Origin of the sequence: Mesotoga sp. Brook.08.YT.4.2.5.2., assembly GCF_003351125.1 — a bacterium.
In the GTDB taxonomy this organism is placed as follows: Bacteria; Thermotogota; Thermotogae; order Petrotogales; family Kosmotogaceae; genus Mesotoga.
Genome location: NZ_JPGZ01000032.1, coordinates 25,713 through 39,482 on the forward strand (window position 1 = coordinate 25,713; position 13,770 = coordinate 39,482).

General features: G+C 45.1%; 10 protein-coding genes and 3 tRNA genes. 7 read left to right on the top strand and 6 right to left on the bottom strand.

Translation table 11 applies throughout. The features are described 5' to 3' along the window. Positions 1-116 precede the first annotated feature (116 nt). Positions 117-629 carry a ComF family protein gene (locus Q502_RS08345; RefSeq protein WP_243392445.1) on the top strand — a complete coding sequence of 171 codons (513 nt, stop codon included), beginning with the start codon at positions 117-119 and terminating at the stop codon, positions 627-629. A gap of 14 nt (positions 630-643) precedes the next feature. On the opposite strand, the gene Q502_RS08350 is transcribed toward Q502_RS08345, so the two are convergent. Beyond that, positions 644-718: transfer RNA gene (locus tag Q502_RS08350), tRNA-Gln, on the bottom strand. Between the two features lie 58 nt (positions 719-776). On the opposite strand from Q502_RS08350, the gene Q502_RS08355 reads away from it, so the two are divergent. Continuing rightward, the gene (locus Q502_RS08355) at positions 777-1,934 is read left to right on the top strand and encodes a glycosyltransferase family 4 protein (protein WP_099830929.1); all 1,158 of its coding nucleotides are present in this window, start codon (positions 777-779) and stop codon (positions 1,932-1,934) included. On the opposite strand, the gene Q502_RS08360 is transcribed toward Q502_RS08355, so the two are convergent. Together Q502_RS08360 and Q502_RS08365 are read right to left on the bottom strand one after the other, a co-directional pair. After that, positions 1,918-2,928, bottom strand: coding sequence for a lysylphosphatidylglycerol synthase transmembrane domain-containing protein (locus Q502_RS08360; protein WP_099830930.1), 1,011 nt, complete (start codon positions 2,926-2,928; stop codon positions 1,918-1,920). The genes Q502_RS08355 and Q502_RS08360 overlap by 17 nt on opposite strands. Further along, entirely contained in the window at positions 2,925-3,932 is a 1,008-nt protein-coding gene (locus tag Q502_RS08365; protein ID WP_099830974.1) for a glycosyltransferase, read from the bottom strand. The genes Q502_RS08360 and Q502_RS08365 overlap by 4 nt, the downstream gene beginning before the upstream one ends. 493 nt (positions 3,933-4,425) lie before the next feature. Between Q502_RS08365 and Q502_RS08370 the strand changes: the two genes are divergently transcribed. Beyond that, the gene (locus tag Q502_RS08370) at positions 4,426-4,944 is read left to right on the top strand and encodes a nucleoside-triphosphatase (protein WP_099830931.1); all 519 of its coding nucleotides are present in this window, start codon (positions 4,426-4,428) and stop codon (positions 4,942-4,944) included. Here Q502_RS08370 and Q502_RS08375 read toward each other — a convergent pair. The 3 genes from Q502_RS08375 to Q502_RS14695 all read right to left on the bottom strand — a co-directional run bounded on the left by Q502_RS08375 (position 4,923) and on the right by Q502_RS14695 (position 6,844). After that, positions 4,923-4,999, bottom strand: a tRNA-Cys gene (locus Q502_RS08375). The two genes, Q502_RS08370 and Q502_RS08375, sit on opposite strands and share 22 nt — an antisense overlap. A gap of 359 nt (positions 5,000-5,358) precedes the next feature. After that, positions 5,359-6,645, bottom strand: coding sequence for a peroxiredoxin (locus Q502_RS08380; RefSeq protein ID WP_099830932.1), 1,287 nt, complete (start codon positions 6,643-6,645; stop codon positions 5,359-5,361). Between the two features lie 25 nt (positions 6,646-6,670). After that, a complete protein-coding gene (locus tag Q502_RS14695; protein ID WP_258001752.1) occupies positions 6,671-6,844 on the bottom strand; it encodes a hypothetical protein in 174 nt (57 codons plus the stop codon). 713 nt (positions 6,845-7,557) lie between these two features. Between Q502_RS14695 and Q502_RS08390 the strand changes: the two genes are divergently transcribed. The 4 genes from Q502_RS08390 to Q502_RS08405 all read left to right on the top strand — a co-directional run bounded on the left by Q502_RS08390 (position 7,558) and on the right by Q502_RS08405 (position 13,758). Continuing rightward, positions 7,558-7,635 (top strand) — tRNA-Asp (locus Q502_RS08390). Positions 7,636-7,973: 338 nt separating this feature from the next. Continuing rightward, positions 7,974-8,468: a crossover junction endodeoxyribonuclease RuvC gene (ruvC, locus tag Q502_RS08395; RefSeq protein ID WP_180977914.1), complete on the top strand. Its 495-nt coding sequence runs from the start codon at positions 7,974-7,976 to the stop codon at positions 8,466-8,468. After that, on the top strand, positions 8,465-12,703 hold the full coding sequence (locus Q502_RS08400) for a PolC-type DNA polymerase III (protein WP_099830934.1): 4,239 nt from the start codon (positions 8,465-8,467) through the stop codon (positions 12,701-12,703). The genes ruvC and Q502_RS08400 overlap by 4 nt, the downstream gene beginning before the upstream one ends. Positions 12,704-12,711: 8 nt before the next feature. Then, complete coding sequence (locus Q502_RS08405) at positions 12,712-13,758, top strand: hypothetical protein (protein WP_099830935.1); 1,047 nt, start codon at positions 12,712-12,714, stop codon at positions 13,756-13,758. Positions 13,759-13,770: the final 12 nt, after the last annotated feature.

The following is a 13,770-nucleotide window of genomic DNA, read 5'->3' on the forward strand; positions in this document are numbered from 1 at the left end:
TGATCAGGTCTATCATCTCTCACTTCTTTCCCAACTCTTGTCTCGCCTGCGAGAAGGAAATAGATCCAGGTCATTACCTTTGCTTCGAGTGCTTAAACTCGATGGATGGTCCGATTATGGCCCCACTTGAACTTCCATACATTGATTCAGCCTTCTCTTACTGGAAGTACGAAAGCCCGATGAGGGAGCTGATTCACGCTTACAAGTTCGAAGACAGACCGGGTATAGCCCATCTCTTTTCAAATATGACCTTCGAGATGATGAATACGTTTCTCCCGGCAACGAACGTTGTTGTTCCGGTACCAACATCGCTTCAAGCTTTCGTAAAGAGAGGTTATGACACAAACTTGGGAATACTGCGATTTCTCTCCCGAAAGGTGGAAATAAGGATTGAGAACATACTCTCAATATCGGGAAAGACTGTACCTCAATCTACTCTCAAAATGAAGGATAGAATTGATAATGTGAAGGACAAGTTCCGTCTCAAGAAGAAGCCGTCATGCGATTCGGTGATTCTTTTCGATGACGTTGTTACTTCTGGCGCAACTGCCAGCCAATGTGCTAGAGTTCTTAGAGAAGGGGGAGTAAAAGATATTGTTTTCTTTGCAGTTGCCAGTGCAAAAAAATAGGGCCTCACGGCCCCTGGCTGGGAGAGGAGGACTCGAACCTCCATCGGCGGATCCAGAGTCCGCTGTCCTACCAATTGGACGATCTCCCAAGACAGTAAAGATTATAAAGCAGAAGGCAACTGGTGTCAAGACGTTTGGAGGCATATGATGAACATAGCGATGTTCAGTGATACTTATTCTCCTCAGGTTAACGGAGTGGTAACCATGATCAGAATGCTTGAGGAAAATCTTCAGAAAAGAGGACACAATGTCTACATTTTCACAGTGGATCACCCCGAGGCCGGCATTCAGGAGAACGTTTACCGTGTCCCTTCACTGAGATTTCCATGGGAGAAGCAACATAGAATTGGCCTTCCAACTAACTTCAAAGAACTCATTCAGATTGTGAAGAGCCTCGACATAGACATCGTCCACTCTCATACGTCTCTCATAGTAGGATATCTGTCTGGTATGGTGATTTCCAATCTTCACATTCCTGCTGTCACGACCTATCACACGATGATGGAAGAGTATGTCCACTATATCCCTTTTATGGAGCCTATTCTGAGAGTATATATAAGAGGTCAGGATAGAAGGTTTTGCGACAAGAACAGAGCCGTCATCGCACCTTCGATCAAGATAAAGAAGCTGCTGCTCTCTTACGGCGTTTCGTCTCATATAGAGGTAATTCCAAATGGCGTTGACCTGGCTCCTTTCATGAAAGAAGTCGATATTGATGAAATCAGATCGTTTAGGAACAAGTACAAGATCGGCGAGAACGAGAAGGTTCTGATCTTCGTCGGCAGACTGGGAGAAGAAAAGAGTATAGACAAACTCATCGAGAACTTCACCAGGATCAACACAGCTCTGCCGGATTCCCATCTACTGCTAGTTGGAGACGGACCTCTAAAGGGCAAACTGAAGGAACTTGCAGGAAACTTGGGTGTTGGCAAGAGGGTTCACTTCACAGGTTTCTTGAAGTGGCCGGATGAGATTACGTTAGCCTACAAGAGCAGTGATGCGTTCATGATTGCCTCTCACACGGAGACCTTTGGCTTGGTTACGCTTGAAGCAATGGCATCCGGCCTGCCGGTAGTGGCCTTCAAGGATGACAGCATTGCAAATATGGTTCTAGATGGAGAGAACGGGTTTATGTGCCCCTCAAAAGAAGAGTTGTCTACTGCGGCGATTGAGCTGCTTACAGATAGAGACCTCATGGAGAGAATGTCGAAGCGCTCTGTTGAGATTTCTAAAGACTTCTCAGCGGAAGCGAATGTCGAGAGAACGCTGAATCTTTACCAGAGAGTGATTAGAAACGAGATTTAGATTTGAACCCAATTTCGTGTGCCGAAAGCATTCCACCGAAAATGATGTTGGCGTAGTAGCTGAAGAATCTCCAAATAAGCAGTGCGGCTCCTATCCCATCGCCAAAGAAGGATTTGAAGAAGAGAACATAACCGCCTTCAGAAACACCGCTTGCTCCCGGGGTAGGAATAAGCGAGACAACAAGAAAGAGTATCAGTTGGACGGAAGTGATCTCAAGGTAGTTGACGGGAGTACCGATCGAAAGTGAAACAAAAAACGGAATTGATATCATGCAGATCAGCTGAGCCAGCGTACTCAATGATGCCATGACAAGTGTAACAGGTCTTTCTATAAGACACTTCATTGAAGAGTGGAAGAAACGCAGTTCTCTAAGAGCCTTCTCTATCATCGAATCTCTATCCTTTATGATCCTTATTCTGCTCAGCAAGTTGATCATCAAGCGAATTAGCTTTTCCGTGAACCCTGGGTTTAAGGAGAATAGAATCAAGAATGCAAAAACAAAGCTGTTGAGTACGAAACCGAAAATCGACAGAACGGCCAAGTTGGAAATCCTTCCCACAACTATGGGATAAGCCTTAATGATTGCAGCAGCTCCAAGAACAGTAATTACTGACTGGTAAATCAGAAACCTTGAGACCAACATTGCTGTTGACTCGCCAACAGATATTCCCTTTCTTTGCATAAAAACTATCTGTGCGGGCTGTCCTCCCGAGGAGAAGGGCGTGATCCCATTGAAGAAGGTTCCAATAACCGTGATCTTGAAAAGATAAGTCAAAGGGATTGTCAGGCTCCTCATCAAAGCAAAAGTCTTAAGGGTTACTGCTTCAAAGAACCAAGTGCCAACTGTCAGACAAAAAGTAAGAAAGAGCCATCCGGGATTGGCACTTGCAAGATAAGAGATCGATTTGTTGAAGTCGGTAGCAAGTAGGACAATTACTATAATCAGAACGCTCAACGAGATAGCGATCAAAAAGTTCCTTGTGGTTCTCTTCATGGTCTCTTGTCAAGTACCTCAAGATAGATACTCTTCAGTTTCTGGCCGATAATCGAAAGATCCCTCTCAAGAGCGGTCTCCTTCCCACAAGATGTAATCTTCTTCCTAACACTATTGCTCTCAAGCAATATATCGATCTGCCGCATGAATTCTTCATTGCTCTTGGCTTTCAGACAGTTCTCACTGTGCTTCATCCAGTCGCTGTAGACCGGGATGTCTCTAAGTACTATCGGTGCTTCAGTTGAGAGCGCTTCGAGGACTACGATGCCTTCAGTTTCCTCGTAGCTTGGAAATAGAAACACGTCACAGGCCGAGTAAGGGCCAATAATCATCTCTTGAGGAACAAAACCAGGGAACTTCACATTGTCCGGGGGATTTCTCAGAAGCCGTCTTATCTTTGCGGGTAATAGACTGCTGATCTTAGCTCCAAACCAGAAGAAGGTAAGGTCTTTCCTTGCCTCCGCGATCTGACAGAAATCTATGACGCCCTTTCTCTCGAAGGGAAGGCCCACCGACACAACCAATGGTTTTCGAATTTCATTGTCTGACAGGAATTTCTCGGCCAAAGCCTTGTTTCTGCTGAACTTCTTGTTGTCAACACCGTTGGACACGGCTTTAATCGGCAGATTTATGCCGTAGTTCATTATGAGTTTCTTAGCATACTCAGTTGGGGAAATAAGAAAATCCGCCGATGAGTAAAGCTTTATCAACCTCTTTTTAAGCCAGGGAGCAATGACATTTGAAAGAGTGAACGAGTTTCTGAAATCCTCATAAGTCGTGTGAGTATGATAAATGACGGGAATATGAGCTTTCTTTGCTTTCTTGAGAACTCTCTCTGCTCCCGGTCCGATCGTGTTGATGTGAACGACATCAAAACGGTCTTCCTCATTCGTTGTGTACTCAACGCCAACCTTGTCAAGAGCAGACATCTGGTGTTTGAGAGCCATTCCCACGCCCGACTTGCTGAATAGCTTTTTGCCTTCGGAATAAAGCAGAACCTTCATCTCTACCTCCAGGAGAACTCCATGTTGATCGTTAGTGTAGCTTCGCCAAAGATGCTCATCTGCTAGAAGTGATTCTGTTACAGAAAGTAGTTTCGAAACCTGAATCGAAGAGATTTCTTTCCTATTCTCAGCCACTAAGAACCGCACATTGAGAAACTACTTCCAGAACGGCGAGACGCTCTTCAACGACTATTTTACCCCATCTTGATGCATTTAGCATATCCTTTGCATTCAGTACGGATAGGGTTTCCCTAACAGAACTGGCGTGTCTCCTCATTCGTCTTAACTATCCATATTTGTTTCTCGATTGAAGAAGCGAACCACACTTCACAAATAAGACACAGAAGATCTTCTGAAGCTTATTAGGCATGGAGTTTATGAACCTAGTCATTAAGGTATACTAATGCGTGTTGGAGACAGAGTATTATGGAGGCATAAGTTGTAGCAGTTGATGCCTTCGTAAGTCTTCGTTGATAATGTTGGGGGAATTCCTATGAAGTTTTTCATAACAGGAGAGAGAAATTCAGGAAAGAGTTATCTTGTAGAAAGAGTTAAGGCCTTGGCCAAGTTCACAGGGTTTGAGACACGCTTTGACGAGGATCTTGTTGACCTTTCCATTAGTTTTTTCAATGGCAATTCATTTCTCATAGGTTCTCGAGATAACGGGCGATTAAAGATGGTGGACGAAGGGTTCTCATCTGCTGTAAAACTTCTTGGAGCTATTGAGATTCCATCCGATCATCTCCTGATAATGGATGAGATAGGTTTTCTTGAGGAAGACTCCCCCGAGTTTCAGCAAGCGGTTGTCTCTGCCCTCAGAAGAGCGAGGCATTGCTTGTGTGTTCTTAGAAAGGGCGACTTCTCATTTATCGGTCACCTTAAGTCATCTATGGGAATAAGAAGTATAGAGCTAACTCCTGAGAATAGAGAGCAAGTATTCGGGAGAATCGCTAGAGAAATAGAAAGAGAGAGGGCGTTGCTGCCCTCTCCTGGAGGCGACGAAGGGATTTGAACCCTTGAGTAGAGATTTTGCAGACCTCCGCCTTTGACCCCTTGGCTACGTCGCCCAACGAGAATTATTCTAGCATGTAAATAGGATCATTTCAACAAAAGGGCCGCTATCGGCGGCCCTCGGGGTGGAAAATTCTTCAGGAGGGAGGTTGGCTCCCTGTTACTCGGGTCTGGAACCAACTTGCAACAGGACGCGGGGACATCCTTTGCAAATCAATGATATATCGTTGCTTACCCAAAACCAAATGCGAATTCATCCGACCTGAAACGAGCAAAGTGATTTAGCACTCTTTATCTACACTATGAACACCAATTTGAAAGTATGCTCTTTGCTCTTGCATCCGTAACATCCAAAAAAACTAGTAAGGGAGACAGAGTTCTTTCGAACATTCTCTGCTGAATGAACAGGCATGAATCACTTGCCGAAAACGAATTCTCTGAACCAAACGTAACTGGAAATACCGAAAGTGGGAATTCTGAACACCGGATATATGGGAATCGAACCATCGCCCGCCTGAAGGACATAATCGTCAAGATACTCGATCGTACCGTCCTTCGAGATCAGGTACATGCCGTTCGACAACGGGGTGCTGTAAAGCTCCACCGCCGATTTATCGGCTATCAGGTGCAACCAGGAGTATTCGTCAGGAGAGTCTGCAGAAGTGATTTCGTCGCCGGAATAAAGCCATATGAGCTCAACTTCCGGTTTTGCGGAGTATTCGTTCCATGCGACAAGTTCACTCAAAAGGCTTCTAAGTCTCTTCTCTTCTCTGCCGGTATCTTCGCAATCACCTGTAGCGCATGGAAATCCGCCGGTGAAGACTTCAAGCGGTGTCTTCGAAGTCACGACTACAATGATGGGATTTCCGAGATAATCGCTCATAGAGAAGGTCTCTCCAAATACGTCTCTGGCTTCGAACAGAGGTGCGATCGAACCCTTTTTCAACAGAGGCCTGTTCTGGGCATCTTCATCGACCTGCTCGAATGTGACTTTTCTGCCATCCCTGCTGATCTCGCTTACTCTGTAGTTCTTGTCGTTGATTCTTATGACGCTGGTCGCTTCGAAAAGCTCGTGATTCTTATGAACCATGTCTATGGTTCCATCTCTGTTCAGATCTATTCCGATGAAGACTTCGTCTATCTTATCGGCCAGGCCATCGGGCGCGGTAGGAAACAGGGCGATTTCGATCAGCTCTCCGTCGACTTCCAGCAAACCTTCTCTTCTACTCATGAGCAAGTAGTCGACTTCGACGCCTTCCTTTTTTGGAAGGATCGCGTGAATTTCAAGATCCTGGGTCATGTAAGATGAATTCCCGTTGGAAAGATATTCTACCCTTAACTGTTGACTGAATTTATAGGCGCGGCTTTCATTTATAACGGTCCCTCTATATTGTCCCTTTATAGGAATGTTGTTTAGGAAACAGCCGTCGTAATCGCTGTCGATCCAGAGGATCGGAGGCTCGACGTTCATGATTGCTATGTTGACAGTTGAATCCCCGATTCTGATCTGTCCATAGAAAATACGCTCATCTGCGAGTGCGCTGACTCCTTCCGGTGGATAAATACTCATTTCGACATCGCTTCCGCTCGCGATGTATGTCCAGCCCATCCGTTCCGTGAGGTAACCGGACAGAGTCCCGGCAAGAAGCATCGCCGACGAAATCAACGAAACGACAAGCAATATCGCTACCTTTTTAGCCATACGAATCACCTCCTCAATTCATATGTCAAAGATCGGAGCAAAAACAACTTTCACTCACAGCTTCGGCTTCAAAGTCATCTTCGATTTGGAAGAAATAGAACATTATTGTGCATTTGTTGCAGCTGGCTACGCCAAATCCTTCGCAGTCAACATCCACGTACTCCCAGCTCCACGGACTTGCGTCAATCGAGTATCTCATTCTCCGTAAGCGCTTGCATATACACTCAAAGGGTTGTTGTTTGCGTCGTAATGACGTGCTTCTGTAGAAATACAGCAATATACTGCGTAGGGTACAAGTCTCGTATTAATTATCAACTCTTTGCTGTAGGAAAACTCTGAATACCAGAAACAATCGCATTCATACAAATAGCAACCTGGGTCCTCTACTCCTGTAATCGCACGCCAGTTAGTCCAAATGTCAAAACCGACAGGAATACGAAAGAAGAATCAAAAAACACCACTTCAACATCGGAGTTCCCTACTTTCTATGTAGTTACGATACTGAAATAATATCATTATATATGTCATATAGAAAAATAGTAATTAAGTAAATTAGATATGATAAGCACTAAGTATTCGCGAATAGCCCTCCTGTGTTACCTAAATCGCAGATTGTCACAGTAATATGCAAAATTATTACGATAATTACGCGATAGAATGTATCTTACGTGGTATGTGTACGAATGGAGTCATAAAAAACATATTAAACGATTCGTAGTCTTTCCAGGATTTGGTGAACAATTCCCGACGATAATTTTCTCTTCCATATCCCGATTTGCTTGCGGGTGTTTCATATCGAATCGCTTCATTTCCCCGTAGTTATTGCTTGGCCTTCTCAATTAACAGCAATATCATCACGGCATATCGGGCTATTGACAGAAAGATGCGAGTAATGTAAAATCTTATCTGTTCGGGGACGTGGTGAAGTTTGGTTATCATGCCGGTCTGTCACACCGGTGGCCGCGAGTTCAAGTCTCGTCGTCCCCGCCAGTGAGAGTCCTTAGGGGCTCTCTTCTTTTTTAGGGTGTATCTCTCAAGATGCATGTTTCATAATAGTCCAGCAACCCGCAAGATCTTCCAATCAATATCTGCTTAACTTCTTTCAGGCTGCGTGCGGTTAGAATATATTCAGGGCAGTAACTTCAAGACTATCACCGGATTTTTGGTCAAACTGATCTTAGCACGCGATGCCGGTTTCGCATTTGAAATTTCGGGAAGCCGATGAGAGAATGAACTTGCGATTCTAATCTGAGGGGACTTGTACTCAATTCTGTTTTTCTATAATGATGGTTTGATTTTTTTGGAGGTGCTGGTAATTGCCGGCTTGTGTGAGGGTTCTGGGAATTGATCCGGGTTTTGGTACTGTTGGATACGGTATTGTCGAGATGAGATCTTCAAGGATCGAGCTTGTATCTTATGGGGCGATCAGGACCGAGCCTAATGAACCTATCCCTGACAGACTACTGAAGATCCACGATCAACTGGAAGTCCTGCTTCAGGAATACGGACCCGATGAATCTGCAGTCGAGGAGCTATTCTTCTTCAGGAATGTCACGACTGCAATACAGGTTAGTGAAGCGAGAGGCGTTATTCTCCTCGCTATGAGAAGACATGAAGTTCCCATATTCGAATACACTCCTCACCAGGTGAAACTTGCTGTCACAGGTTATGGCAGAGCGGAAAAGGGACAGGTACAAAGAACTCTGAAGGCCTTTTTGCGGATGAAGGAAAACCCAAAGCCCGACGACGCCGCTGACGCCTTAGCTGTTGCATGGTGCCACCTTGCGGCGAGGAAGTTTCCCGGAGGTGTTCGAAAGGCATGAAACTTTGTATGAAGAATCTTAAGCTCCCTATTTCGAGACTTCTTTCAAGAGTGTTGAAGTCCGATCCAGCCTTTGACTGTGGGGGTATTGAAATATCTGGAATAACTATTGACTGTGCATCAAGAGAGGTCTCGATCGATTTCTCTTGCGAGGTAAACGAAGACGTGAGACATTATCTAGAATCTACCTTTCGTGAAGAAGCGATGCGACTTCTCGGTTCTTCTGTTAGGCTTTCATTTGAACCTGGAGATTTTGAGACCGCAGGTGCAGAGAAAGAAGTTTCGAGGATAACTGAAGAGCAGTTCAGAGAGATACTCAAACTCACCAACGGCGCATCTTCATACCTTGCTTCTTCCGAAATGGTGTTCGAGAAGAATAGAATTCTGATCACTGTTCACGATCAGTTTTCATTTCAGAGAATCAGTTCAAAAAAGCACGATTTAAGAAAAGCGATCGAAAAGGTATGCGAGAGAACCATACCATTTGATATAGTTCTAGATATCCGTGAGGACGAGGAGCTGACCGTTGACGAAGATTCCTCATATCCCGAAGTTGAAAGAGAGAGCAAGGTCTCTTCCGGTGAGGCTGATTTGGTTCTGATAGGAAGAGAAATAAGAGCTGTCTCAAAGAAAATGAAAGAGGTTCTTGGAAACGAGACCGATGTAGTGGTCAGTGGTAAGACCTTTGGACTGGAGTCGAGAAACGGAAAGCTCTTCATTCTTACGTTCAACATAACTGATTACACGGATTCTCTTACTGTAAAACTTATCGGTGAAAATGCTCGTTCCCTCTCCGAAAAGCTCCGCGAAGGCGATGAGCTTACCATAAGAGGGAAGATGGAAACCGATACGTGGATTAAAGACGAGGTTCTGATTCCCAGAGATATCAACAGAACGACTCTTTCAAGGCGTGTTGACAATGCTCCCGAAAAGCGTGTGGAATTGCATCTGCATACCAAGATGAGTGCTTTGGACTCAGTTGTTGACGTCAAAGAGCTAGTGAACACTTTCAGAGAGTGGGGACATGACGCGGCTGCCGTGACTGATCATGGGGTAGTTCAGTCAGTGCCGGAGTTCTACTTTGCAGCTAAGAAGAATGGAATCAAGCCTATTTTCGGTATGGAAGGTTACATGATAAACGATTCAGAGCAAATAACGATGAACATAGACGAAGACACCTCATCTCTAGATGAAGCTTTGTTCGTTGTCTTTGATCTCGAGACGACGGGTCTCAACCCAAAGGAAGATGAGATAATTGAGATCGGTGCGGTAAAGATGAGAGGCGGCGAAGTCATTGAGACATACTCATCTTTTATTAAGCCTGAAAGAGAACTCTCGTCTCTGATCTCTAGTTTGACGGGAATAACTGAAGACATGCTTTCCGATGCTCGTTCGATCAAAGAAGTGCTCCCCGAATTTGTAAAGTTCACTGAGGGAAGCATACTTGTTGCTCACAACTCCTCCTTTGACTACGGCTTCGTCCGCAACTCTGTTAAGAAACATTTCGGAGGAGATTGGGAGATGCCATGCGTCGATACGCTTGCCCTTGCAAAAAGCTTATTCAAATCCAAGAGCTATTCACTAGATAACGTTGTGAAGCGCCTCAAACTTGGACATTTTGATCATCACAGGGCTTACGAGGACGCAAAGGTTACCGCCGAAGTCCTGAAGAAGTTCATTCAGCTGGCGGAAAAGAGAGGGATTCAGAGCGTTGGCGAGCTTGAAAAACTGAGAAAGAACCAAAATCTCGACTCTCTTAAGCCGGTTCATGTAAGTATGTTGGCCAAGAACAAGAAGGGTCTCGAAAATCTATACAGGTTGGTAACAGCCTCTCACACGAAGTACTTCTATATGAAGCCGAGGATTCCCAAGAGCCTATTAACTGATTTCAGAGATGGGCTTCTGATAGGTAGCGCTTGTGTCTCGGGTGAACTATCCAAAGCATTTATCGGTGGCGCTAGTACCGAAGAGCTGGAGGAAATTGCGAAATTCTACGACTATATTGAGGTTATGCCACTAGACAATATTGACACTAGCGAGGGCGAGACCAATATGTCGAGAGACACATTGACCAAGATGTACCGTGAGTTCTACAGAGTTGGCAAGAGACTGAACATTCCTGTAGTTATGACTGGGGATGTGCACTTTATAAATCCACATGATGACATTTATAGAGCCGCAATAAATGCTGCTCAGGATTACGATAACTTTCAGAACCAACCATCGTTGTATCTCCATACAACGGAGGAGATGATGAACAAAGCAGTCGATATTTTCGAAGACAAGGCTATTGCAAAGGAAGTGGTTATCGATAATTCAAGGTATATTTCCTCAATGATCGAGGAGGTGACTCCGATTGAGGGGAAGCTACACCCTCCAGTAATAGAAGGCGCAGAAGAAGAAGTAAGGAGAATGGCTCTTGAGAATGCCGAACGGTTGTATGGAAATCCTCTGCCGGAAATCGTCGAAAAGAGGCTCAGTCGTGAGCTTGACGCAATAATCGGTCATGGCTACGCGGTCTTGTATCTCATCGCTCAGAAAATGGTCGCAAAGTCCAATGAGGAAGGTTACGTGGTCGGTTCAAGGGGTTCAGTAGGAAGCTCCCTGGTGGCCAATGTAATCGGAATAACTGAGGTAAATCCGCTTCCACCACATTATCTCTGTTCCGAATGTGGCAAGTCGATCTTTCCTGAAACCGATCTCGAATCCGGTTATGATCTTCCTAGAATGGAATGCCCGGGTTGCGGGAATGAGATGGCAAAGAATGGCCAGAGCATTCCTTTTGAGACCTTCCTGGGATTTGAGGGGGACAAAGTGCCAGATATAGACCTGAACTTCTCTGGAGAGTACCAGGAACGGGCCCACGCCTTTATAGAAGAACTGTTTGGCAGAGACCATGTATTCAGAGCAGGAACGATCTCTACTCTAGCTGAAAGAACGGCCTTTGGGTTCGTAAGGGCCTATTCTGAAAAGAGCGGTAGAACGCTTAGAAGGGCTGAACAGGAGCGAATTGCGCGTGGCATCGTAGGAGTAAAAAGAACAACTGGTCAGCATCCCGGTGGTCTTATGATCGTGCCGAAAGACATGGACGTTCATACTTTCACACCGGTTCAGCACCCCGCAAACGATACAAAGAGTTCAACGCTGACAACTCACTTCGCATATGAGGTAATTCATGATGATCTGGTTAAGATAGACGCTCTAGGCCATGACGATCCTACGTTTATCAGGATGCTGAAGGACATAACTGGAGTTGATCCAGAAAGCATTCCAATGGATGATACTGAGACTCTGGCGATCTTCTCTTCACTAAAACCTCTGGGAGTGAAATACCACGAGCTTGGAACCGACATGGGCACCCTGGGAATCCCCGAGTTCGGCACGACTTTTGTTCGGAGCATGCTTGCAGATACAAGACCCTCAAGTTTCGGCGAACTGGTAAGAATATCGGGTCTTTCCCATGGAACTGATGTGTGGTTGAATAACGCTAAGGACATCATTACTTCGAAACAAGCCTCACTTTCTCATGTTATAGCCTGTCGCGACGATATAATGAACTACCTGATTGCTAAGGGAATGGATCCAAAGGAGGCCTTCAAGATCATGGAAAAGGTCAGAAAGGGAAAGGGTCTCAACAGGGACGATGAAGATAAAGTGAGATCAAGTGGCGCTCCCGAATGGTTCATCAACTCATGCAAGAAGATCAAGTATCTCTTTCCAAGAGCCCATGCCGCTGCATATGTTAGCATGGGATACAGAGTGGCGTATTTCAAAGTACACTATCCCCTCGCCTTCTACAGCACCTATTTTTCAATTAAGGGTGGAGAGTTCGACATAGATATTTGTACATCGGACGTCAATACGATCAAGAAAGAGATTATCAGACTTAGAGGTGATCAAGAAAGGAACGTCAAAGACAGGGCAAAAGAGACTCTCCTGGAGGTAGTGATGGAAATGTTACTCAGGGGATTTGGCTTCTTGAACGTCGACTTGATGAAATCGCATCCAACGAGATTCTTGATTGAAGGGAGATCGCTCAGAATACCTTTCAATAGGCTCCAAAACATGGGAGACAAGGCGGCGAGGTCTATTGAGCAGGAGAGAGAAAAAAGAGTATTCTCTTCAGTGGAGGATCTGATAAGAAGAACTGCTCTGAACAAGACCAGCGTTGAAATGCTCAGAAAGCACGGCGCTCTGAAGGGTCTTGCCGAGAAAGAACAGATCAGGCTGTTCTGAGGGAAGAAATGAATTTCCAGTTGGCTTCTTCCGATTTTGCAAAGTTGATCGATCTCTTTGGAAGAGTTTCGGGGTCCGTTGAGCCTTCTTTCCGCTATTTCCAGATCTATTACAGGAGGGGATTGAAGTTCTTCGCGACCGATGGTTGTATGAAGCTTGAGTTTTCTTCCGGGCTTCCAATCACGCCTTTCACCGGAGTATTCTCGATACCGATTGACTACGCCAGGGTTCTCAAGAGCTCTGACGAGGAGTCAAACATAATCTTCTCCTCAGACGGAGACAACATTGAAATCAGAACAGATTCAGAAGTGCTCACATTGCAGAAGGCTCGAGGCGAGAACATTCCTTCGATGGAGAGGAAGTTCGAGTACTCCTCTCGCTTTCTTTTGAAGGAATTCAACGAATCTCTGGATTTCATATCTGCAGCTTCACAGGAAGGAGATACTATCGAGATTTTTTCCAAAGGAAGTGAAACTGTACTCGCTGCTTCTGCAGGTAGAGCAATCCTTCTCTCAATGCTTAGAAACGAACCAAGAACAGACTTTCATTTTTCTTTACAGTACGTGACCACAAGGCATCTTGTTAAGTCTTTGGAGTTGTTGTCGACGAAAGAGCTCGATGCGGGTACAGGTATTTCCGAGCTCGGATTAAAGGCGGGACCTCTGCTTTTCTCCATATGCACCGACGAGACTGGTTTTCCCGTACCGCCTGCGTTTCTTTTCAAAGAAGTCGAAGGAGGAGTCGGGGTACAGAAGAGGGCTCTTCTGTCGGCTTTGAGAAAGATTGTCAGACTTTCCAAACAAGGCTTCTCCATTCTGATGATCTCAGATAAGAAAAGGATCAGATTCTTTCTGAAAGCAGGAAGTCTTCGATATGAGTGTGAGATCGGGAAATTTGACGGTGAGGAGTTTGCCGTTCAAGTCGACCCCAGGAAGCTCCAGTCTGTTCTTTCGAGAATGAGTAACTCTACGATTTACCTTTTGATAAGAGACGATTACCTTCTAATGGTTGACAAGAAGAGCAGGATGCATCTGTTTGTTCCCGTCATAAAGTGATGAGCAGAGTTC